At 62.5% G+C, this 21,260-nt stretch carries 17 protein-coding genes and 1 pseudogene; 3 read left to right on the forward strand and 15 right to left on the reverse strand.

Features of this window, described 5'->3' with window-relative positions; translation table 11 throughout:
- Positions 1–21: 21 nt before the first annotated feature.
- A complete protein-coding gene (gene glsA, locus IVB05_RS24305; RefSeq protein WP_247778430.1) occupies positions 22–1,881 on the forward strand; it encodes a glutaminase A in 1,860 nt (619 codons plus the stop codon).
- A 172-nt stretch (positions 1,882–2,053) separates the two neighbouring features.
- On the opposite strand, the gene IVB05_RS24310 is transcribed toward glsA, so the two are convergent.
- On the reverse strand, positions 2,054–4,387 hold the full coding sequence (locus IVB05_RS24310) for a Tex family protein (protein ID WP_247778431.1): 2,334 nt from the start codon (positions 4,385–4,387) through the stop codon (positions 2,054–2,056).
- Between the two features lie 231 nt (positions 4,388–4,618).
- Here IVB05_RS24310 and IVB05_RS24315 point away from each other — a divergent pair, with 231 nt between their 5' ends.
- Complete coding sequence (locus tag IVB05_RS24315) at positions 4,619–5,875, forward strand: Hsp70 family protein (protein WP_247778432.1); 1,257 nt, start codon at positions 4,619–4,621, stop codon at positions 5,873–5,875.
- 13 nt (positions 5,876–5,888) lie between these two features.
- Here the strand turns inward: IVB05_RS24315 and IVB05_RS24320 are convergent, their stop codons facing one another.
- From IVB05_RS24320 to ugpC, 14 genes are all read right to left on the reverse strand, one after another.
- Positions 5,889–6,416 (reverse strand): carboxymuconolactone decarboxylase family protein, encoded by a 528-nt coding sequence (locus IVB05_RS24320; RefSeq protein ID WP_247778433.1) that lies wholly within the window; start codon positions 6,414–6,416, stop codon positions 5,889–5,891.
- Positions 6,417–6,877: 461 nt separating this feature from the next.
- Positions 6,878–7,300: an OB-fold domain-containing protein gene (locus IVB05_RS24325; protein ID WP_247778434.1), complete on the reverse strand. Its 423-nt coding sequence runs from the start codon at positions 7,298–7,300 to the stop codon at positions 6,878–6,880.
- Positions 7,297–8,433: a thiolase family protein gene (locus tag IVB05_RS24330; protein ID WP_247778435.1), complete on the reverse strand. Its 1,137-nt coding sequence runs from the start codon at positions 8,431–8,433 to the stop codon at positions 7,297–7,299. Before IVB05_RS24330 ends, IVB05_RS24325 begins: the two co-directional genes overlap by 4 nt.
- A 145-nt stretch (positions 8,434–8,578) precedes the next feature.
- Positions 8,579–9,745: an acyl-CoA dehydrogenase family protein gene (locus tag IVB05_RS24335; protein WP_247778436.1), complete on the reverse strand. Its 1,167-nt coding sequence runs from the start codon at positions 9,743–9,745 to the stop codon at positions 8,579–8,581.
- Positions 9,746–9,755: 10 nt separating this feature from the next.
- A complete protein-coding gene (locus IVB05_RS24340) occupies positions 9,756–10,958 on the reverse strand; it encodes a CoA transferase (protein WP_247778437.1) in 1,203 nt (400 codons plus the stop codon).
- Positions 10,959–11,211: 253 nt separating this feature from the next.
- Positions 11,212–11,412: a hypothetical protein gene (locus IVB05_RS24345; protein ID WP_247778438.1), complete on the reverse strand. Its 201-nt coding sequence runs from the start codon at positions 11,410–11,412 to the stop codon at positions 11,212–11,214.
- Positions 11,413–11,538: 126 nt separating this feature from the next.
- Positions 11,539–12,708, reverse strand: coding sequence for an acetyl-CoA acetyltransferase (locus tag IVB05_RS24350; RefSeq protein ID WP_247778439.1), 1,170 nt, complete (start codon positions 12,706–12,708; stop codon positions 11,539–11,541).
- Positions 12,709–12,763: 55 nt separating this feature from the next.
- The gene (gene eda, locus IVB05_RS24355; RefSeq protein ID WP_247778440.1) at positions 12,764–13,414 is read right to left on the reverse strand and encodes a bifunctional 4-hydroxy-2-oxoglutarate aldolase/2-dehydro-3-deoxy-phosphogluconate aldolase; all 651 of its coding nucleotides are present in this window, start codon (positions 13,412–13,414) and stop codon (positions 12,764–12,766) included.
- A complete protein-coding gene (locus IVB05_RS24360) occupies positions 13,411–14,349 on the reverse strand; it encodes a sugar kinase (RefSeq protein ID WP_247778441.1) in 939 nt (312 codons plus the stop codon). Before IVB05_RS24360 ends, eda begins: the two co-directional genes overlap by 4 nt.
- Positions 14,350–14,382: 33 nt before the next feature.
- Positions 14,383–15,369 carry a D-erythronate dehydrogenase gene (gene denD, locus IVB05_RS24365; protein WP_247778442.1) on the reverse strand — a complete coding sequence of 329 codons (987 nt, stop codon included), beginning with the start codon at positions 15,367–15,369 and terminating at the stop codon, positions 14,383–14,385.
- 108 nt (positions 15,370–15,477) lie between these two features.
- The gene (locus tag IVB05_RS24370; RefSeq protein ID WP_247778443.1) at positions 15,478–16,413 is read right to left on the reverse strand and encodes a carbohydrate ABC transporter permease; all 936 of its coding nucleotides are present in this window, start codon (positions 16,411–16,413) and stop codon (positions 15,478–15,480) included.
- Entirely contained in the window at positions 16,406–17,365 is a 960-nt protein-coding gene (locus IVB05_RS24375) for a sugar ABC transporter permease (RefSeq protein WP_247778444.1), read from the reverse strand. Before IVB05_RS24375 ends, IVB05_RS24370 begins: the two co-directional genes overlap by 8 nt.
- Positions 17,366–17,460: 95 nt before the next feature.
- Entirely contained in the window at positions 17,461–18,780 is a 1,320-nt protein-coding gene (locus IVB05_RS24380; protein WP_247778445.1) for an ABC transporter substrate-binding protein, read from the reverse strand.
- Between the two features lie 40 nt (positions 18,781–18,820).
- Complete coding sequence (gene ugpC, locus IVB05_RS24385) at positions 18,821–19,888, reverse strand: sn-glycerol-3-phosphate ABC transporter ATP-binding protein UgpC (protein WP_247778446.1); 1,068 nt, start codon at positions 19,886–19,888, stop codon at positions 18,821–18,823.
- Positions 19,889–20,084: 196 nt separating this feature from the next.
- Between ugpC and IVB05_RS24390 the strand changes: the two are divergent.
- A pseudogene (locus IVB05_RS24390) lies at positions 20,085–21,113 on the forward strand (LacI family DNA-binding transcriptional regulator); the annotation flags it as partial.
- Positions 21,114–21,260 lie beyond the last annotated feature (147 nt).

The following is a 21,260-nucleotide window of genomic DNA, read 5'->3' on the forward strand; positions in this document are numbered from 1 at the left end:
TGCGTTGCACAAGAGGAGGCGATGAAACAATCGCCTCCTCCGCTTAACGCCAGCCCCGCGGCTTGGACCAGTTCAAAGCCGCCCTTGCTGCGGTTCCTGAATGCGTGCCACGCGGAATTCGCTGACGAGACCAGCGGCGCGGTCGCCAATTACATCCCCGAACTCGGCAAGGCCGACCCTGCCCATTTCGGCATCAGCCTCGCCACCCTCGACGGCCATGTCTACGAGGTCGGCGACACACAAGTCCCTTTCACCATCCAGTCGATGTCGAAGCCATTCGTGTTCGCGCTCGCGCTGGACACGCTGGGCGCGGCGCGGGTCGAGAGCGTGATCGGCGTCGAACCGTCGGGCGATCCTTTCAACTCGATCCGCCTCAACGCTGAAAACCATCCCTTCAACCCGATGGTCAATGCCGGCGCGATCGCCTGCTCCGGCCTGATCCATGAGGCCAAGGGCGACGCCGCGTTCGACTATATCCGTCAAGCGCTGGGCCGGTTTGCCGGGCGCGATCTCGACGTCGACGACGCCGTCTATGCCTCCGAAAGCGCTACAGGCGACCGCAACCGCGCGATCGGCTATTTGCTGCGCACCAACGCCGTGATCAAAGACAACGTGGCAGCCGTGCTGGAGGTGTATTTCCGGCAATGCGCCATCCTGGTGACGGCGCGCGATATCGCTGTGATGGCTGCGACGCTGGCCAACCGCGGCATCAATCCCGTGACCGGAGAACAGGTGCTGACGCCGTATGCCATCTCGCGGACACTCTCCGTCATGACGAGCTCCGGCATGTATGATTACGCCGGGGAATGGATCTACCGGATCGGCATCCCCGCAAAGAGCGGCGTCGGCGGCGGCATCCTCGCGGCGCTACCCGCGCGGCTCGGGCTCGGCAGCTATTCGCCGAAACTCGACAAGCACGGCAACAGCGTCCGCGGCATCAAGGTCTGCGAGGCGCTGTCATCGCATTACGACCTGCATATGCTGAACCGCAGCGACGACGCGCGCAACAGCATCATCGCCGATTACGACATCGGCAACAGCCCGTCGCGGCGTGTGCGGCGCGCGCAGGAACAGAACATCCTGGCCGCGCACCACCAGGACGTTCGCGTCATCGAACTGGTGGGCACGCTGTCGTTCTCCAATGTCGATTATGTCTCGCGCCAGCTCGCTGCCAAGCCGCGGCCGCAGCTCGTCATCTTCGACCTGCGCCGTGTCACGGCCATGACCCGCGCCGGCGCCCGCCTGCTCGCCGAGGAATTCCGCGAGCTCGCCGCGTACAACGTGACCGTGATCCTGTCCGGCATCAGGCGATCCTCGCCGGAATGGAAGATGATCGGGGAATGGACGGAAGGCCTCAGCAACATCCGCAACTACTATTTGCTCGATGCCGCCATCGAATGGGCGGAAGACCAGGTGGTCTATCGTTACGGCGGCGCGATCGATTTCTTCGAGGCGACCCACCTCTCCGAACAGGCGCTGCTAGCGGGACTGACGGACGAGGAACTGACCGATCTTGCCTCGCTCGCGTCGATCCGGACCTATCAGGCGAGCGAAAAGATCATGGCCGCCGGCGATCCCGCAACCTCGGTGTTCTTTCTGCGGAGCGGCGTGGTGCATGTCACCCTGCCCGACGGCATCCGCCTGGCGACGCTGACGGCGGGAATGCCGTTCGGCGAGATGGCACTATTGGAGCCGCGCCGCTCGGCCGATGTGCTGGCCGACATGGCCGCGACCGCGTACGAAGTGCCGCTGCGCGATTTCGAGCGATTCCGAAAACAGCATCCGCACGCCGGCGAGCGGATCATGCGCAATCTTGCGCATTTGCTGGCCGATCGCCTGATCCTGGCCAACGCCAAGTTGAATGTGTTGACGTCGAGCTGATCTCGGGCCACATGGTTCGATTCGTAGGGTGGGCAAAGCGCAGCGTGCCCACCATTTCGCACCGCGCTCGGTGAGAGATGGTGGGCACGTCGCTTCGCTCCTTTGCCCACCCTACGAAGAGCCGCGCACCGGCGTCTCGAAGGATGAAGCCACCTGCGGCAAGGCGCATTTCCTACCCCGCCTTGCCCCGTCCGTTCTTCTCGGCGGCACGCCGCAGGGCATCAGCCAGTGCACCGCCCTGTTCCTGTGCCTTGCGCGGCGCGGATGACGTCATCGACGCCTTGGAATACTCGCGCATCTTGTTTTCCGACAGCTTGGGGCCCTTCTCGCCCACTTCGTCATCCAGCCGCAGCGTCAGTGCGATGCGCTTGCGGGCGACCTCGACCTCCAGCACCTTTACCTTGACGATATCGCCCGGCTTCACCACCTCGCGCGGGTCCTTGATGAAGGTTTTTGACATCGCCGAGATGTGCACGAGGCCGTCCTGGTGCACGCCGATATCGACGAAGGCGCCGAAGGCCGCGACGTTCGTCACCGTGCCTTCCAGGATCATGCCGCGCTTGAGGTCCTTGATCTCCTCGACGCCTTCCTTGAACACCGCGGCCTTGAATGCCGGACGCGGGTCGCGGCCGGGCTTTTCCAGCTCGCGCAGGATGTCGGTCACCGTGGGCAGACCAAACGTGTCGTCGACAAAGGCCTGCGGCTTCAACTGGCGCACGATCTCGGCGTTGCCGATCAGCGCCTTGATGTCGCTCTTGGCTGCGGTGAGTATCCGCCGCACCACAGGATAGGCTTCCGGATGCACACCGGACGAATCGAGCGGGTCCTCACCGCCGTTGATGCGCAGGAAGCCTGCGCATTGCTCGAACGCTTTCGGTCCCAGCCGCGGCACTTCCTTCAGCGCCTTTCGCGATTTGAACGGCCCGTTGGCGTCGCGATGCTGCACGATGCTTTGCGCCAGCCCTGCGCCGATGCCCGATACCCGCGCCAGCAGCGGCGCGGAAGCCGTGTTGGCATCGACGCCGACGGCGTTGACGCAGTCTTCGACCACGGCATCGAGCGAGCGCGCCAGTTTGGTTTCGCCGAGGTCATGCTGGTACTGCCCGACGCCGATCGCCTTCGGGTCGATCTTGACGAGTTCGGCCAACGGATCCTGCAGGCGCCGCGCGATCGACACCGCGCCGCGCAAGGTGACGTCGAGCTCCGGCAATTCCTCTGATGCAAAGGCCGAGGCGGAGTAGACCGACGCGCCCGCTTCGGACACCACGATCTTCGACATTTTCAGGTCCGGCAGCAGCTTGACCAGCTCGGTCGCCAGCTTGTCGGTCTCGCGCGAGGCGGTGCCGTTGCCGATCGCAATCAGGTCGACGCGGTGCGCGACCGCCAGCTTGCCCAGCGTCGCCAACGTCGCGTCCCATTGCCTTTGTGGCTCGTGCGGATAGACCGCGGTGGTCGCGACCACCTTGCCGGTGGCGTCGACGATGGCGACCTTGACGCCGGAACGGTAGCCGGGATCGAGCCCCATGGTAACGCGCGCGCCGGCCGGTGCCGCCAGCAGCAGGTCGCGCAAATTCGAGGCGAACACCCGCACGCCCTCGGTCTCCGCCGCCGTCCACAGCCGCATCCGCAGGTCGATGTTGAGGTGCACCTGGATCTTGGTGCGCCAGGCCCAGCGCGCGGTCTCGATCAGCCAGCGGTCGCCCGGGCGGCCCTGATCGGTAATCGCAAAGCGCTGCATGATTTTCAGTTCATACGTGCTGGGGACGCCGGCCGCCGGAACATTCGCCTCGGGCATCATCTGCAGCTCGAGGATTTCTTCCTTCTCGCCCCGAAACAGCGCGAGAATGCGATGCGACGGTAGCTTGTGGAGGGCTCCGTTGTAGTCGAAATAGTCCTTGAACTTCTCGCCTTCGGTTTTCTTGCCCTTGCGCACGGTGGATGTCATCACCCCGTTCGACCACATTTCTTCGCGCAAGCGCCCGATCAGATCGGCATCCTCGGCAAAGCGCTCCACCAGGATTGCACGCGCGCCTTCGAGCGCCGCGGCGACATCAGCCACCTGCTTCTCGGCGTCGACGAAGGTCGCGGCCACGGCTTGCGGATCGTTCTGCGGCTGCATCAGCAACAGTTCGGACAATGGTTCGAGCCCGGCTTCCTTGGCGATCTCGGCCTTGGTGCGGCGCTTCGGCTTGAACGGCAAATAGATGTCTTCCAGACGCCCCTTGCTGTCGGCCGCCATGATGGCGGCTTCCAGCGCGGCGTCGAGCTTGCCCTGCTCGCGGACCGAGTTGAGGATGGTGGTCCTGCGCTCCTCGAGTTCGCGCAGATAGGTCAGCCGCTCTTCCAGCGTGCGCAATTGCGCGTCGTCGAGCCCGCCAGTGATTTCCTTGCGATAGCGCGCCACGAACGGCACGGTGGCGCCGCCGTCGAGCAGTTCCACCGTCGCCACGATCTGCTGCTCGCGAACGCCGAGTTCTTCCGCGATCTGTCGATTGATATTTGCCACGGCCAAATCTTTCCCGAAACCAGGGCGGCAGGTGAATCGCCCCCCGCTGCCGGAGGCCGCTTATGGACCATCGCAGATTATTTCATCAAGGCGTCGCGGGAAACAAATTGATCTGTGGATGGCCTTAATCGAACAATTCAATATGTGCGAACAACCGGTTGCGATGACACAAGATAAAGGTGGATCGATGACGTTGTAGTGTGTAAACGGACGCTCCTTCCAGGAGCACCCATGTCAATCTGTGGCCTTGATTTCGGAACGTCGAACACGACGCTTGGCACCATCGAGGGCCATGCGCCGGTTCTGGTAGCCCTGGAGGCCGCACAGACCACTATACCCAGTGCGATGTTCTATGAGGTGGACGGGGGCGTTCTGATCGGCCGCAGGGCCGTGGAAGCCTATGTCGAAGGTGCGCCCGGCCGCCTGATGCGGAGTCTCAAGTCGGTGCTCGGAACTTCGCTCATCGACGAAACCACCCGGCTCGGACGCGCACGGGTCAGCTTTCGCGATGTGATCGCCTATTACCTCGGTGCGGTCAAACGTCGCGCGGAACAGGCCACTGGCCATGAACTGCGTAATGTTGTCCACGGACGGCCGGTTCACTTCGTCGACAATGCGCCGGACGCCGATCGCAAGGCGGAGGAAATGCTGCGGATAATTGCGCGGGGGATTGGCTTTGACGAGGTCACGTTTCAATTCGAACCGATCGCTGCGGCGCTGGACTATGAGCGACAGATCACATCCGAGGAAGTCGCACTGATCGCCGATATCGGCGGAGGCACGTCCGACTTTTCGATCGTGCGTCTGGGGCCCGAGCGCCACGGCAAGGCCGATCGCGCAGCCGATATTCTCGCCAATGACGGCGTGCGCATCGGCGGTACCGATTTCGACCGCCAGCTCAGCCTCGGCGTGGTCATGCCGCTGTTCGGCTTCCGCAGCACCATGAAGCGTCCCGGGCTTGACGTGCCGTCGAGCTACTTCCACGATCTCGCGACCTGGTCGAGCATCAACCGCATGTATGAGCCACGCGTGATGGCCGATATCCGCCAGGTGCGGCAGGAGGCGAGCGAGCCGGAACTTCTCGACCGGCTGATACGCGTGGTGCACGAACAGCGCGGCCATACGCTGGCGATGGAAGTCGAAGACGCCAAGATCGCCCTGTCCGAGAAGCGCCGGGCGGACATCCCGCTGGAGTGGGTTACCCCCGGTCTTGGCGCTGATATCAGCCGCCCCGATCTCGTCAGCCATACAAAGCAGCTGGCCGATCGCATCGCGGCGCGAATCAACAACTGCCTTGTTCAGGCGGGATTGGCTGCCGGTGATATCGACGCCGTGTTCCTGACCGGCGGCTCGGTGAACCTCGCTCACGTCCACAAGGCGATCACCAAAGCCGTGCCGTCGGCCCGGGTCGTCGAAGGCGACATCTTCGGCGCCGTCGGAAAAGGATTGACGCTGGAGGCGCTACGACGATACGGGCCTTTGAGCTGAGAACGACCGTCGATCAGCCCACCACTTCCGTCACCGGTTGCAGATCGATGGCAAACGTTTCCAGGAATTTCGACGTCATGATGTAGAAGCCGACCGAGAGCTGCAGCTCGACCAATGCGGCCGGGGTCAACTTGGCGGCAATGGCGTTAAAGGTCGCGTCCGTCGGCTTGTGACGCCTGACGATTTCATCGGTGAAGGCGAGCGCCGCGCGCTGTACTTCGTTGAAGCAGGTCGCCGCTTCCCAGTTCTCCAGCGCCTCGTTCTGCTCGTCGGTGACGCCGACATTCTTGCCGATCCGCTTGTGGGCGACAATTTCATAGGGCGCCTCGCACAGGATGCCGGTGCGGGTGATGGCGAGCTCGCGCACGATCGGGTCCAGTTCGCCCTTGTGCCTGATTGCCCCGCCGAGTCGGCAGTATTGCTCGAGGTAGCTCGGCGAATGCGCCATCATGCGAAAGATGTTGGCATTGCGGTTTTTGCCCAGCAATTCGCGGGTGCGCTCGCTGTGCTTGGCGGGATCGCTGTATTCGACGCGGGCCATGCATCACCTTGGGGTTTGGGGATTTTCTGATTTGTTGACAGCGGGATCATGCACCGCAGCAGGAAGCTGATCAACTGTCGAAACGCGGCCGCCACGGGTTCGCGCCTGCGCCCAAGCGGTTCTGGTCGCGCCAAAAAACTCCCTCTCTCGTGCACAAACCGGCTGCGAGCGAGCCAAATTGCCGCCTCAATGCTGGTCGATTCTCAGGACTGTCGATATTCGCTGAGTGGGGACTCAAAAGAGCGAATACTCGTCGCGGGGTGTTCCGAGTAAAAACCGACTGAGCCATCAAGCCTTCGCGGGCATTGATGACTCATGCCCAAGTCTAGGGAGTTAGGCATGAAGGAAGCCACCAAAAAGGCGGCCTCGGAAGCGCTTGCGCAGATGATGGCGGTAACAGCAATGCTCGTTATCGCCAGCGTCGTGTTCTACTGGCACTGAATGTTGACGCGTCGAAGCACTCAGATTTTCACCTGTTCCGCGTAATTCTGGGTTGCTTCGTAGCGTGAGCATTGATGCCTGTCATTCACCTCCTTCTCGAAATACGGCACCAGCCTTCCCGCAAACGGCCGATAGCTTACGATGACGGCGTCGCCGATCGCCAGATCGTTGTCGCCGTGGGCCATCATGCGAAAGCCCTCCGCCGCATCGACCAGCACGATATTGTAGGGAACATGCGCGCGAGTCTCCGGCGTCGCGGCACGGCACACCAGCGAGGTCGCATAGACCGTCGCGGTTCCGCTGGCACGCTTCTCTACCGGATTCGGCGCACCGCAGGCGGCGCAGAAGCTGCGGTGGAAATATTGCACGGCTCCACAGGCATCGCAGGATTGATAGACGATGGCCTCGGCGCCCTTGGTCCAGTCAGCCAGTTGGTCGGTCATCGCACCCGCTCCAGGAACATGCTGACATGCGACGACAGCACGCCGCCGTCGCCGTGCAGCAGCGCGACCGAGGCGTCGCGGACCTGCCGGGCGCCGGCGCGCTCCGTCATCTGCAAATGCGTCTCCACCAGATGCGCCATCGCGCCGCCGACGCCACAATGGCCGTAGCTCAGGAGCCCGCCATGGGTGTTGAGGGGCATAGCCCCTTCGCGGCTGAAATGCCCTGCCCGTACCCGCGCCGCCGCCTCGCCGCGCCTGGCAAGACCGAGGTCTTCCAGCAGCATTGCGAGCGTGATGGTGAAGCTGTCATAGACCGCGGCGTAACGCACATCCGATATCGCGACGCCGGACTCAGCCTTGGCCTTGGCGATCGCGATCTCGGCGCCGAGTTCGCTCAGTGCGGGCGCTGCCGTGATGTGCTGATGGGTATGCGCCTGCGCACAACCGCGCACGCGAATGCCGGTCGCAGAGGTCGGCTCGCGGCTGACCACGAACGCAGCACCTCCGTCGGACACCGGACAGCAATCCAGCAGCTTGAGCGGCATCGCCACCGGCTTTGAGGCCATCACGTCGGCGACTGTGATGGGTTCGCGGAACTGCGCGCCGGGATGGGTCAAGGCGTGGGCGCGCATCAGCACCGCGAACTCGGCGAGGTCTTCCTGGGTCACGCCATATTCGTGCATGTAGCGCGACGCCACAAGGCCGTAATAAGCGGGGATCGTCGGTCCCAAGGTCACTTCGTAATCGGGATGGCCGACCTGCGCCAGCGCCTGGATCGAAGCGTCGCGGCTCTGCCCGGTGAGGCGGTTTTCGCCGCCGACCACGAGCACATGCTTTGCGACGCCGGCATCGACCAGATGATGCGCCAGCATGGTCATGGCGAGCCCGGTGGCGCCGCCGACCTGCACGGCATGCGCATAGGATGGCTGGATGCCAAAGTGCTCGGCGAACACGGTCGCCAGCATGATGTGCGGCGAAACCGTCGAATAGCCGCAGAGAATGCCGTCGATCTCAGATCGCTTCAGCCCGGCATCGGCAATGGCAAGCTCGGCCGCCTTGCTCATGAGATCGAGCGAGGACGATCCTTCGTGCTTGCCATAGGACGTGAGTCCGACGCCGGTGATGAAGCTCATGATCGTCTCTCCCCGTCATTCCGGGGCGCGCGGAGCGCGAGCCCGGAATCCATTTCACCGCCGTCGCATGCATTGCAATGGATTCCGGGCCTGCGCCTGACGGCGCATCCCGGAATGACGCTGTGGGGAAACCGTAATCTCATCTTCAGTACGACTTCGGCAAACCCAGCACCTTCTCGGCGATAAAGCTGAGAATGAGCTGCGGGCTGATCGGCGCGATGCGCGGGATCAGGGATTCCCGCAAATAACGCTCGACGTGATATTCCTTCGCATAACCGAATCCGCCATGGGTCATCACCGCCTGTTCGCAGGCGTGGAACCCGGCTTCCGCTGCGAGATACTTTGCAGCATTGGCAGCCGGGCCACATTGCATGCCTTGGTCGTATTGCCAGCCCGCGCGCAGCACCATCATCCACGCGGCTTCCAGCTCCATCCAGTTTTTCGCCAGCGGATGCTGAATGCCCTGGTTCATGCCGATCGGGCGGTTGAACACGATGCGGTTCTTGGCGTAGGCCGCGGCGCGCGACAGCGCGATCTGGCCGAGCCCCACCGCTTCCGCCGCGATCAGGATGCGCTCGGGATTCATGCCGTGCAGGATATATTCGAAGCCGCGGCCTTCTTCGCCCAGGCGATCCTCGACCGGGATCTCGAAATTCTCGAAGAACAATTCGTTGGAATCGACGGGCTTGCGGCCCATCTTTTCGATCTCATGCACAGTGACGCGCTGCTTGTCGAAGTCGGTGTAGAACAGGCTCAAGCCCTGCGTCGGCGTCTTCACCTCTTCCAGCGGCGTGGTGCGCGCCAGCAGCAGGATCTTGTTGGCGACCTGGGCGGTGGAAATCCAGACCTTCTGGCCGTTGACGACGTATTTGTCGCCTTGGCGCACTGCGCGGGTTTTCAGCTGCGTCGTGTTCAACCCGGTATTGGGTTCGGTCACGGCGAAACATGACTTGTCGCGACCGTCGATGATCGGCGGCAACATGCGCGTGCATTGCTCCTTGGTGCCGAACACGACGACGGGATTGAGCCCGAACACGTTCATATGCACGGCGGAAGCACCGGACATGCCGGCGCCCGATTCCGCAATCGTCCGCATCATGATCGCAGCGTCGGTAATGCCGAGCCCCGACCCGCCATATTCCTCGGGGATGCAGATGCCGAGCCAGCCGGCGTCCGCCAGCGCACGATGGAAGTCGGCGGGGTAGCCGCCCTCCTTGTCTTTTTTCAACCAATAGGCATCGTCGAAGCGCGAACAGATTTTTCCGACCGCATCCCGGATCGATTCCTGGTTGGCTGAGAGTGCGAAATCCATCTATCCGTCCTTACGTGTTTGAAGCGGTCTTGGTGACGCCATCGCGCACCAGCGCTGCGATCTCATCCGCCGAAAAGCCTGCTTGCTGGAGGATTTCCGCGCCGTGCTCGCTCAGGCGCGGGGCCAGCCGGTTCGTTTCCACCGGCGTTTCCGAAAATCGCGCCGACGGCCTCATGTTGCGGATGCGGCCCTCGGTCGGATGATCGACGACCGGGAAGAAATCCGTCGCGACGATGTGCGGATCCTGCAACAAGCTTTCGAGGTCGTGCATCGGCATGACCGGCACGTCGGCCTTTTCCAGGATAGCGGTCCACTCGGCGGTGGTTTTGGTCTCGAGGATGCGCGCCAGTTCGGCATAGACTGTATCGATATTGACGGCGCGGCCGGCGAAGGTCGCAAATTTCGGGTGGACGCGAAGGTCGTCGCGCCCGGTGGCATCAAAGAAATTCTGCCACTGCTTGTCGTTATAAACGATCACGCAGATATAGCCGTCCGAAGTCTTGTACGGCCGCCGGTCCGGCGACAGGTGCCGCGCATAGCCGCCCTTGTCGAGCGGCGGCTCATAGGTGAGACCGCCCATATGATCGCCCATCACGAAACCGGCCATGGTCTCGAACATCGGGATATCGACGCGCTGGCCGCGTCCGGTGCGGTTGCGATCGACGAGGCTGGCGCAGATCGCGCCGACCGCAGTGAGCCCGACGATACGGTCGACCAGCGCATTCGGGACATAGCGCGGCACGCCGTCGGCGGTCTGCGCCATCAGCGCCGGCAGTGCGGTCGCGCCCTGGATCAGATCGTCATAGGCGGGCTTTGCCGCATAGGGCCCGTCCTGGCCGAAGCCAAACACACCGGCGTAGATCAGGCGCGGGTTGATTTCCGACACCACGTCGTAGCCGAGATTCAGCCGCGCCATCGCTTGTGGGCGCACATTGTAGACCAGCACGTCGGCGGATTTGATCAGCCGCAGCACGGCGTCGCGCCCGGCCGGCTTCTTCAAATCGAGACAGATCGAGCGCTTGCTGCGGTTGGTGTTGAGGAACACCGGCCCCATGCCGGGATGACGGGTCGGCCCGATCTGCCGCGTCACGTCGCCGTCGAGCGATTCCACCTTGATGACGTCGGCGCCGTAGTCGCCGAGCATCTGGGTCGCATAGGGCCCCATCAGCACGGTCGTCATGTCGATGACCTTGATGCCTTCCAATGGTCCCATGGTCAATTCGCTCCCGGATTGTCGTTCCGGCCAAGTAGCGGGAGGATATTACCAAGATCAAGCGCGCCTGGCGTATGGGCGTATGCGCTGGAGACCAATAACCGACGTCGTCCCTGCGAACACAGGACCCATACGCCGTGCGGCCGGTGGTTACGGGAAGTTCTGGTTGCCTTCGCCCCGGCCTGCCTTAACCCACACCCTGTGGTTATGGGTCCCTGCGTTCGCAGGGACGACGATAGAGCGGTGTTAGCGGCTATTTCTTGGACCTGGCGTCGCGTTCCCGGGTCAGGCGCTCCAGCTCTTCATTCTGCTGGCTGAGGCGGTCGGCGATGCGCGCTTCGTTCCGTTCTCCGGAGGCGGCGGCAGCCTGTTCGATCAACTGCCGGATATTGTCTTCCAGAATCCTGATCCGGCTGTTCAGTTCTGCCGATGACAACGAACTTTCGTTGCTCATGATGCACGCTCCGGAAATTGTAGGGTGGGCAAAGCGAAGCCTGCCCACCAGCCTCATCCGACGGCACTTAACGCGTGGGCACGGCGCTAGCGCGCCTTTGCCCACCCTACGGTAGCACGTTTCTGGCTACTTCGCAGGCTCCAGCACGGAGACGTAGTTCGCCACCGCCGCGCCGCCCATGTTAAAGATGCCTGCGAGCTTGGGGTTCTTGAGTTGCATGCCCTCGGGCGCCTGGCCGACGAGCTGCATCGCGCTCATCACGTGCATGGAGACGCCGGTGGCGCCGATCGGGTGGCCCTTGGCCTTGAGGCCGCCGGACGGATTGACCGGCAGCTTGCCGTCCTTCTGGGTCCAGCCTTCCAGAATCGCGCGGGCGCCCTGCCCGCGCGGCGTCAGGCCCATCGCTTCATATTCGATCAGTTCGGCAACCGTGAAACAGTCATGGGTTTCCACGAACGACAGATCGGAGAGCTGCACGCCGGCCTGCGCCAGCGCGCGCTGCCAGGCAACCGTGCAGCCTTCGAACTGCAGGATGTCGCGCTTGGACATCGGCAGGAAATCCTGCGCGTGCGCGGTGGCGCGGAAGTTGACGGCTTTGGCCATCGTCTTCGCGGTCTCCGAATCCGTCAGCACCAGCGCCGCCGCGCCATCCGACACCAGCGAACAGTCCGTACGCTTCAGGGGGCCGGCGACAAACGGGTTCTTCTCGCTCTCGGCGCGGCAGAACTCGTAGCCAAAGTCCTTGCGCATCTGCGCATAGGGGTTGGCGACGCCGTTCTTGTGGTTCTTGGCCGCGATCATCGCCAGCGCGTCCGACTGGTCGCCATATTTCTGGAAATAGCTTTGCGCGATCTTGCCGAACACTCCGGCAAAGCCGCCGACGGTGTCGCCGTCCTCAGGCAGATAGGACGCCTTCAGGAGATAACGCCCGATATCGGCCGAGGGCGTCCGCGTCATCTGCTCGACGCCGACCACCAGCACGATTTTGGCCGCGCCCGCAGCAATCGCCCGGATGCCCTGATGCACCGCTGCCGAACCGGTGGCGCAGGCGTTCTCGACGCGCGTCGTCGGCTTGAAGCGCAATTTCGGGTCGGCCTGCAGCACCAGCGAGGCCGTGAAATCCTGCGGCGAGAAGCCGGCATTGAAATGCCCGAGTACGATCTCGTCAACGTCTTCGGCTGATATGCCGGCGTCGGCCAGCGCATCGGTCGCAACCTTGACCACGAGGCTCTCGACGGTTTCCGCGTCGAACTTGCCGAATGGCGTGTGCGCCCATCCGACGATGCTGGCTGTCATGGTCGTTCTCCCTGTTTCGGTTCTGAAGCCTTTGTAGCCTATCGGGAAAAAGACTTCACGCCGGTTTCAGCGATTTCAGGGCCCGTGCGCACATGGCGGTTATGCCAGCCCAGTTGCCGGACCTGATATCGGCGGCCGGACAGAGCCAGGAACCGCCCACCGCCACCACATTCGGCTCGGCCAGCCAGCTCGCCGCATTGGCCTCGCCGATGCCGCCGGTCGGGCAAACCCAGATATTCGGAAACGGCCCGGCCAGCGCCCGAAGTGCCTTGATACCGCCGGCCTGCTCGGCGGGAAAGAATTTCACGAGATCGAAGCCGGCCGCCAGCGCCTGCATCAGCTCCGAAGCTGTCGCGATCCCCGGCGCAAACGGCAGGTCGCTCGCGGCGGCGGCTTTCAATAGTTCCGGCGTCGCCCCCGGGCTGATGCCGAATCTGGCTCCGAGCGCGCAGGCTCGCGCCAGATCGTCGCCGTTCAGGATCGTGCCGATACCGACGACGGCTTCCGGCACCTCCGCGATCATGGCCTTGGCTGCGTCTGCGGCGACCGGCGTTCGCAGGGTAACCTCCAGCACGCGCACCCCGCCTGCAACCAGCGCGCGCGCCAGCGGCACCGCGTCCTCAAGCCGTTCGATGGTGAGCACGGGGATCACCGTGGCGGATTTGAAGATGGCGGCGAGTTTTTCCTGCCTTGTGGCTGCGGTCATGGAGATGCCTTGCGAGAGATAGCGGGAATGAGTCCGGGCGGCATCGCCGCGCGCGGGATGATCGCACCGGGATGGCATACCACAACCCCGGCGAGGCGGTGCCCCGCCCGCGCGGCTTCGATCGGCTCCGCGCCAAGGAGGCGCGCGGCAACATAGGCGGCAGCAAAACTGTCGCCGGCCGCCGTGGTATCGACAACGGGCGCCTTCAACGGCTCGGCCTTGACCGGATGAAGCGTGCCCTGAAGGCGAAGAATGCTCGCCGGTTCCGAAAGCTTCAGCACCACCTCGGCACCCGGAATCCGCGCCAGCAAGGCTTCATTGCTTTCGCCGGGATAGAGCGGCAGCAAGTCCTCGCTGGACGCCAGCACGATATCGGCTGCGGCAAAGGCCTCCTGGAAAACGGCGCGTGCGACGTCGAGATCGGGCCAGCCGCGCGCACGGAAATTGGTATCGAAGGCAAAACGTGCCCCACTTTCACGCGCGCCCTTGAGCGCCGCAAACAGCCGCGCCCGGCCCTCTCCACCATAAAGCGAGAGCGTGATCGCCGAGAGATAGATCAAATCATAGCCAGCGAGCGAATTCAGGATCTCCGGCGTCTGCGGCAAATCCATCAGGCTGCGGGCCGCTGCGCTATCGCGCCAGTGAAAGAATCGGCGTTCGCCTTTGTCGTCGGTCTGGATCATGTAGAGGCCCGGCAGCTTGCCCGGCAGCCGCATCACCCGCCTGGTCCCGATCCCCTCCGCCGCCCAGCCGGCGATCATTTCGTCGCTGAGGCTGTCGTCGCCGAGCGCGGTGACATAGTCGGCGCCGACGCCGAGCCGGGCGAGATAGACGGCGGTATTGAGCGTGTCGCCGCCATAGCCGCGCGAAAACAGGCCACTGTCAGCCTGCTTCAGCTCGACCATGCATTCGCCGATGCAGGCTACCTTGCTCATGACCGCATTCGCGTGAAGAAACGTGAAGTCACGTTAGCCTGCGAACTTGCCGCCCAGCTCACCCTCGATGTGAATTCGGATGATATCGTCAAACGTCTTCTCGGCGGTGGTGAAGCCGAGCTTGAGCGCGCGGTCGGCGACGAAGTCGCGCGGCCAGCCAGAGACGATGCCAATGATGGTCGGATCGGGCACCCGCTTGATGCGCGCGGTGACGTTCTTGCCGGCGACGCGATCGAGGGCTGCGATCTGTTCGCCGACGGTCACCGACATGCCGGGCATGCTCAGGTTACGCCGCGGCCCCATCGCGTTGAGGTCCATGGTGCCGGCGTGGATCAGAAAACCCACCGCCGATTTCGGCGAGGCGTGCCAGTGCCGCACGTCTTCGGAGACCGGCAGCACCGCCTCCTCGCCCGCCAGCGGCTCGCGGATGATGTTGGAGAAGAAGCCGGAAGCGGCCTTGTTCGGCTTGCCCGGCCGCACGCAGATCGTCGGCAGGCGGATCGAGATGCCGTCGAGCATGCCCTTGCGAGTGTAGTCGTTGATCAGGAGTTCGCAGATCGACTTCTGCGTGCCGTAGCTCGTCAGCGGCGTGTGGAAGAATTCGTCGCCGATCTTTTCCGGGAACGGCGCGCCGAACACCGCGATCGAGGACGTGAACACCAGCCGAGGCTTGTAGCCGCCGCCGGCGTGGCGGATGGCATCGATCAGAAATCGCGTGCCGTCGAGATTGATCCGATAACCCTTGTCGAATTCGGCCTCGGCCTCGCCGGAGACGATCGCGGCGAGATGAAAGATCACGTCCGGCCGATTGGCGATCAGCGGCGCCGCCGCCCCGGCGTCAGCGAAATCAGAGGCCACGACCTCGATCGGAATCGACGCGTTGGCGGGCTTGGCTGGCGTCACCACGTCCTGCAACGTCATGCGGGTGATGTCGTGCTTGCCGAGGCGGCCTTCGCGCAGCAGCCGTTCGGTCAGCTTGCGGCCGACCATGCCGGCGGCGCCCAAAATCAGAATGTGCAAGACCCGTCTCCTTTTTGAATTCTTCTATAGCGTTTTCAAGCGAAGTGGGAACCGGTTCGCGTGAAGAAAACGCGTCAAGAAATAATGTCCGACACGGGCCTCAAGCGCTCACTCTTTCACGGCTCCCGTCATGGCCGACACATAATGCTCGACGAAGAAGGCGTAAAGGATGACCAGCGGCAGCGAGCCCGCCAGTGCTCCGGCCATCAGCGAACCCCAGCGATAGACATCGCCATCGACGAATTCGTTGACGATCGCGACCGGCACCGTCTTGTTGGAGGTCGATTGCAGGAACGTGAGCGCATAGATGAACTCGTTCCAGCACAGCGTGAAGCAGAAGATGAACGCCGAAATCAGCCCGGGGATCGCCAGCGGCAGCACGATCTTGACCAGGATCTGCCAGCGGCTGGCGCCATCGATCAGCGCGCATTCTTCCAGCTCGAACGGGATGGTCTTGAAATAACCCATCAGCAGCCAGGTCGAGAACGGGATCAGGATGGTCGGATAGGTCAGGATCAACGCCATCGGCGAGTCGAACAGACCGTACTGGAACACGACGGTCGCAAGCGGGATGAACAGGATCGAGGGCGGCACCAAGTATGACAGAAAGATCAGCCCGCCGACCCATTGCGCGCCGCGATAGCGCAGCCGTACGATCGCGTAGGCCGCCAGTACGCTGGCGATGATTGACAGGATGGTGGCGCAGACCGCGACATACATCGTGTTCCAGAGCCACATCGGATAGTGGCTTTCGAACAGGAGCTTGTAAAAGTGCTTGAGGGTCGGATTCCAGGTCCAGAACGGGTTGTACTTGTCGAGGTCGAGCAGTTGCTCGTCCGGTTTGATCGCCGTCAGCCCCATCCAGTAAAACGGAAACAGCAGCACGAACACGATGATCGCCAGCGGCATATAGAGCGTCACCATCCGTCGCGGCACCGACTGCAGATAGCTCATGCCCTCGCTGTGATCGTCCTTCGCAACGGTCGGCGCCGAGCCATGCAGTACGGCCTTGAGATCAATCCGCGAGGTGGGAAGATCAGTCATTGTTTTCACCCTGCTGCCACTTGCGACGCTGCAGCCCGAACCAGGAAACCATGATCGCGGCGAGCAGGAACGGGATCATCGCGCTCGAGATCGCAGCGCCCTCGCCGAGCTGGCCGGCGATAATGGCGCGCTGATACGACAACGTCGCCATCAGGTGCGTTGCGTTGACCGGACCACCCCGCGTCATCGCCCAGATCAGCTGGAAGTCGGTGAAGGTGAAGAGCACGGAGAACGTCATCACCACGGCGATGATCGGGGTCAGCAGCGGATAGGTGATGAAGCGGAACATCTCCCATTTGCTGGCGCCATCGAGCGTTGCCGCCTCGTAGAGCGAGGGTTGCACCGTCTGCAGGCCGGCGAGCAGCGTGATCGCGACAAAGGGAACACCGCGCCAGATATTGGCGAAGATCACGCATATCCGTGCCCAGGTGACATCGCCGAGAAAGTTGATGTTCTCGGTGATCACGCCCATCTGCTTCAGCGACCACGAGATGATCGAGAATTGCGAATCGAAAATCCACCAGAACGCCAGCGCCGACAGCACGGTCGGCACGATGAAGGGGATCAGCACCAGCGCGCGCAGCATCGCCTTGAACGGCATGTTCTCGTTCAGCAGCAGCGCCAGATAAAGCCCGATCCCGAATTTGATCGCGCTTGCGATGAATGTGTACAGGAGTGTGTTGAATACCGACAGCCAGAAGATGGTGTCGCCCCACAACCACTCATAATTCTCGACGCCGATGAATTCGCCGGGCCGGCCGATCTTGGCGTCGGTGAAGGAGATCCAGACGCCGAGGCCCAACGGATAGGCCAAGAAGAATATCAGGAACGCCATCGCCGGCATCATAAACCAGAAACCGAGCCAGTTGCGGTTGGTCCTGAGCTGATCCCACGCGGTGGCCTCGCGAATCTGCCGCTTGGCCGTCCGGGGTTGCAGTGCGATGTCAGCCATTGGCGAAATCCCGCGATGTCATCGACGGCATTACCGTCGTCCGCATTTTTCTTGTTGAAGCGAGCCGCAATCGCTCGCGGCTCGCTTCAGTGTCGTTAGCGATAGATGCGCTTCAACTGCCGTTCCGTCACCGCGATCGTGCCTTTGATGTCTTCGCGGCCGGTGCAGTAGTTGGCAAACATATCGACCACCAGGAAGTCGGCGATCACGGTCGCCGCCTTCTCGCCCACCGTGCCGATGCCGGAGGCGGGAAGCGAGCGCTTGCTGGCCTGGCTGAACACCTGGTTCTTCGGGTCCGCGGTCCAGACCGGCGAGTTGTCATAGGCATTGAGCGTGTGGGTCAGATAACCGCGCGACCCGGTCAGCCACTTATCGAAGTTTTCCTTCTCCAGCATGAAGGCGACGAAGGCCTTTGCAGCGTTCGGATATTTGGTGAAATTGAACGCCATAATCGGGAAGCAGAGCTGCAGTTCGGTCGGCTTTCCGACCGGACCGATCGGCCACAGCGCATGATAGGTATCCTCGGTGATTTCCTTCTTGGTCGGGTCGTCCTTGGCGGCGACGTAGATCGAAATGCCGTTGGAGGTGCAATAGAGCTCGCCCGCCAGGAACGCCTTGTTGTTGGAGCCGTCGTTCCATGAAGCGACACCGGGAATGAAGGTGTCGGAAAGCGCCTTGCAGTATTCGAGCGCCTTCACGGTTTCCGGCGAGTTGATAATGACCTTGTCGTTCTTGTCGACGGTGTAGGCGCCGTGCGCCCACAGCATCCAGTGCAGCCATGCATTGGCGTCGCCCGACGCATGCCCGAGCGCGAAGCCGGCTGGCGTGTTGTTCTTCTTGAGGGCCTTGCACATCTCAAGGAAGCCCGGGAGGTCTTTGGGGAATTCGCTGAAGCCTGCCTTGTCCGTTGCCGACTTGCGGTAGGTCATGTAACCGCCACCCGTCGCGACGGGAATGGCGAGCCAGTCGTCGCCCTGCTTGCAGGTCTTTGCGGCAGCGTCGGTCCATCCGCCATACTTCTTGCCGAGATAATCGGCGACGTCGTTCATCTTCAGCGCTTTGGTCGGGAACAACTGCGGCGTCGTATGCAGGCCCCAGACTAGATCGAGGCCCGAGCCAGTGTTCGCGGAGACGGAAGCCTTTGGCTGCACGTCCTCGAAGCCCTCGCTGAATACGTTCATCTCGACGCCGGTCGCCGCCTTGAATGCCGCGACCATCGCATTGAACGCGTCGTCCTCCGACGGCACAAAGCGCTTCCAGCGCATCACCGTGAGCTTGGCACCCTTCTCCGGCTTCCACGGCGCGGCTTGCGCCCAGGCCTTGGCGAAATCAAGAAGCGCCGGCCCGGTCAGTGCGCCGGCCGCAGCGAGCGCGGTGCCGCCCTGAAGCAGAGTGCGGCGAGTAAAATCCTGCATAGTCCATCCTCCCGTTGATTTATAATTTTGACTTTATTTTTTAGGCGTTCAGTCGTTTCCCGGTCTGCTCGTCGAACAGATGCACGAGCGCCGGGTCTGGCTTCAGCCGGACCTTGTCGCCCGGGTTGAATTGGTGACGTTCGCGGAATACGGCGACGACCTGCTCGCCGCCGAGCTTGGCGAACACTTGGGTTTCCGAGCCAGTCGGCTCGACCACGACGATCTCGGCTTCGGCGCCGTCATCGGCGATGGTGAAATGTTCGGGACGGACGCCATAAACTGCGGGCCGCCCTTCCGAATTGGCCGGCGCCGACGCCAGCGGCAGCTTGACGCCATTCGGTCCCTCAAAGCCCGCGCTGCCGTTCGACTTCACCTGGCCCTTGAGGAAGTTCATCGCCGGCGAGCCGATGAAGCCCGCCACGAACTGGTTGGCCGGGGTGTCGTAGAGCTCGAGCGGGGTGCCCATCTGCTCGACGACGCCGTCATGCATTACGACGATCTTGTCGGCCATGGTCATGGCTTCGATCTGGTCGTGGGTGACGTAGACCGTCGTGGTCTTCAGCCGCTGGTGCAGCTCCTTGATTTCGGTGCGCATCGCGACGCGCAGCTTGGCGTCGAGGTTGGACAAGGGTTCATCGAACAGGAACACCTGCGGATCGCGCACGATGGCGCGGCCCATCGCGACGCGCTGGCGCTGGCCGCCCGACAATTGCCGGGGATAGCGCTCGAGCAGCGGCGTCAGGGCCAGGATTTCCGCGGCGCGCTTGACGCCGTTCGAGATTTCATCGGCACTCGCGCCGCGCAGCTTGAGCGAGAAGCCCATGTTGTCGGCGACGGTCATGTGCGGATAGAGCGCGTAGTTCTGGAACACCATCGCAATGTCGCGCTCTTTCGGCTGGACATTGTTGACGACGCGATCGCCGATCGAAATGGTTCCCGAGGTGATGTTTTCGAGGCCCGCGAGCATCCGCAACAAGGTCGACTTGCCGCAGCCGGATGGGCCGACCAGCACGACGAACTCGCCATCCTCGATCGGAATCGACACGCCGTGCAAAACTTCAAAATTGCCGAACGACTTCCGCACGTCGCGAATCTGTACCGACGACATCGAACTCTCTCCCCTCATTTTCTGTTTTGTGGCGCGCCACGGGTGGGCGGCGGCGCTCTGCTGTCTTTTTCGACTTTAATGCCGGAAGCCGAATTCAACCGTCATCATCATCCGCAGTTTGGCGGTTTTTAGCAATCCGATGGTAGCGCTGTCAATAATTGTTCAAACGTCTAATCTGTTGTGATATGAGCGCAAGATGGGACGAAAACAGACAAAGTCTGGCAAAATCCGCCTCACCGAGGTCGCCAAGCTCGCTGGCGTCAGCCCAATCACGGCATCGCGTTTTTTCAGGAACCCCGAAGCGCTGTCGTTGAGCAAGCGGGAACGCGTCGATAGCGCCGTGAAGGAACTGGGTTATGTACCCAATCTCGCGGCGCGCGCGTTGGCCTCGCACCGTACCGAAGTCATCGGCGTCGTGATCCCTTCCCTCACCAACAACGTGTTCGCAGATGTATTGCGCGGTGTCTACGATTCTTCCGAAGGCAGCCGCTATAGTATTCAGCTTGCCAACACCCGCTACAGTATATTGCAGGAAGAGAAGCTCCTGCGTTTGTTCCGGGCGCAGAAGCCGGCGGGACTGATCGTGACCGGCATCAACCAGACCGCGGAATCGCGCGCGATTCTGGAGTCCATGAATTGTCCGGTCACGCAGATCATGGAGATCGGCGACAGTCCGGTCGACATGATGGTCGGTTTCTCGCACTACGATGCGAGTTTTGCGGCCATCTCCCACATTCTCGAGCAAGGGTGCCGGCGTATCGGATTTCTCGGTGCACGCATGGATCCTCGCGTCCAGCGGCGGCTCGAAGGGTATCGTGATGCCATGAAAGCGGTCTCCCTGTTCGATCCGAACCTCGTTGTCACCACCTCCGTACCAACCACCGTCACGCTTGGCGGCACACTGTTCGCCGATCTTCTCGCCCAAGCGCCCGACATCGACGCGGTCTTCTGCGTCAACGATGACCTTGCTCTCGGCGTTCTGTTTGAATGCCAGCGCCGCCAGATATCGGTTCCCAGTGACCTGGCCATTGTCGGCTTCAACGACCTGGAGTTCATGGCTTCCGCGGTCCCCTCACTCACCAGCGTGCGCACCAATCGCTACGAAATGGGCCGGCACGCCGTGACGATGGTGATCGACGCGATCGAGGGCCGTCGCCCGCGGGAGCCGGTTCTCAACCTTGGTTTTCAGTTGATGGTCCGCGAGAGCTCGACGCCGCAAAGCACTTGATCGCCGTCTGCGGCTTGGATTGCGCGTGGACAGAAAATGGTAGCGCTACCTTTTGGGTCGAACTAAGATCGGATTGCTCGGACGGGAGAAGGCAAGCGCGTTGCAGCGGATGAAATTCTTGGCATGGTCGCTGCCGTGACTTAA

Origin of the sequence: Bradyrhizobium sp. 170 (assembly GCF_023101085.1) — a bacterium.
GTDB lineage: Bacteria > Pseudomonadota > Alphaproteobacteria > Rhizobiales > Xanthobacteraceae > Bradyrhizobium.

What these genes read in the sequence shown, in the direction of transcription:
- glsA (WP_247778430.1), top strand. Translation starts at nt 22, where the DNA reads ATGAAACAATCGCCTCCTCCGCTTAACGCCAGCCCCGCGGCTTGGACC.
- IVB05_RS24315 (WP_247778432.1), top strand. Translation starts at nt 4,619, where the DNA reads ATGTCAATCTGTGGCCTTGATTTCGGAACGTCGAACACGACGCTTGGC.
- IVB05_RS24320 (WP_247778433.1), bottom strand. Translation starts at nt 6,416, where the DNA reads ATGGCCCGCGTCGAATACAGCGATCCCGCCAAGCACAGCGAGCGCACC.
- IVB05_RS24325 (WP_247778434.1), bottom strand. Translation starts at nt 7,300, where the DNA reads ATGACCGACCAACTGGCTGACTGGACCAAGGGCGCCGAGGCCATCGTC.
- IVB05_RS24330 (WP_247778435.1), bottom strand. Translation starts at nt 8,433, where the DNA reads ATGAGCTTCATCACCGGCGTCGGACTCACGTCCTATGGCAAGCACGAA.
- IVB05_RS24335 (WP_247778436.1), bottom strand. Translation starts at nt 9,745, where the DNA reads ATGGATTTCGCACTCTCAGCCAACCAGGAATCGATCCGGGATGCGGTC.
- IVB05_RS24340 (WP_247778437.1), bottom strand. Translation starts at nt 10,958, where the DNA reads ATGGGACCATTGGAAGGCATCAAGGTCATCGACATGACGACCGTGCTG.
- IVB05_RS24345 (WP_247778438.1), bottom strand. Translation starts at nt 11,412, where the DNA reads ATGAGCAACGAAAGTTCGTTGTCATCGGCAGAACTGAACAGCCGGATC.
- IVB05_RS24350 (WP_247778439.1), bottom strand. Translation starts at nt 12,708, where the DNA reads ATGACAGCCAGCATCGTCGGATGGGCGCACACGCCATTCGGCAAGTTC.
- eda (WP_247778440.1), bottom strand. Translation starts at nt 13,414, where the DNA reads ATGACCGCAGCCACAAGGCAGGAAAAACTCGCCGCCATCTTCAAATCC.
- IVB05_RS24360 (WP_247778441.1), bottom strand. Translation starts at nt 14,349, where the DNA reads ATGAGCAAGGTAGCCTGCATCGGCGAATGCATGGTCGAGCTGAAGCAG.
- IVB05_RS24370 (WP_247778443.1), bottom strand. Translation starts at nt 16,413, where the DNA reads ATGACTGATCTTCCCACCTCGCGGATTGATCTCAAGGCCGTACTGCAT.
- IVB05_RS24375 (WP_247778444.1), bottom strand. Translation starts at nt 17,365, where the DNA reads ATGGCTGACATCGCACTGCAACCCCGGACGGCCAAGCGGCAGATTCGC.
- IVB05_RS24380 (WP_247778445.1), bottom strand. Translation starts at nt 18,780, where the DNA reads ATGCAGGATTTTACTCGCCGCACTCTGCTTCAGGGCGGCACCGCGCTC.
- ugpC (WP_247778446.1), bottom strand. Translation starts at nt 19,888, where the DNA reads ATGTCGTCGGTACAGATTCGCGACGTGCGGAAGTCGTTCGGCAATTTT.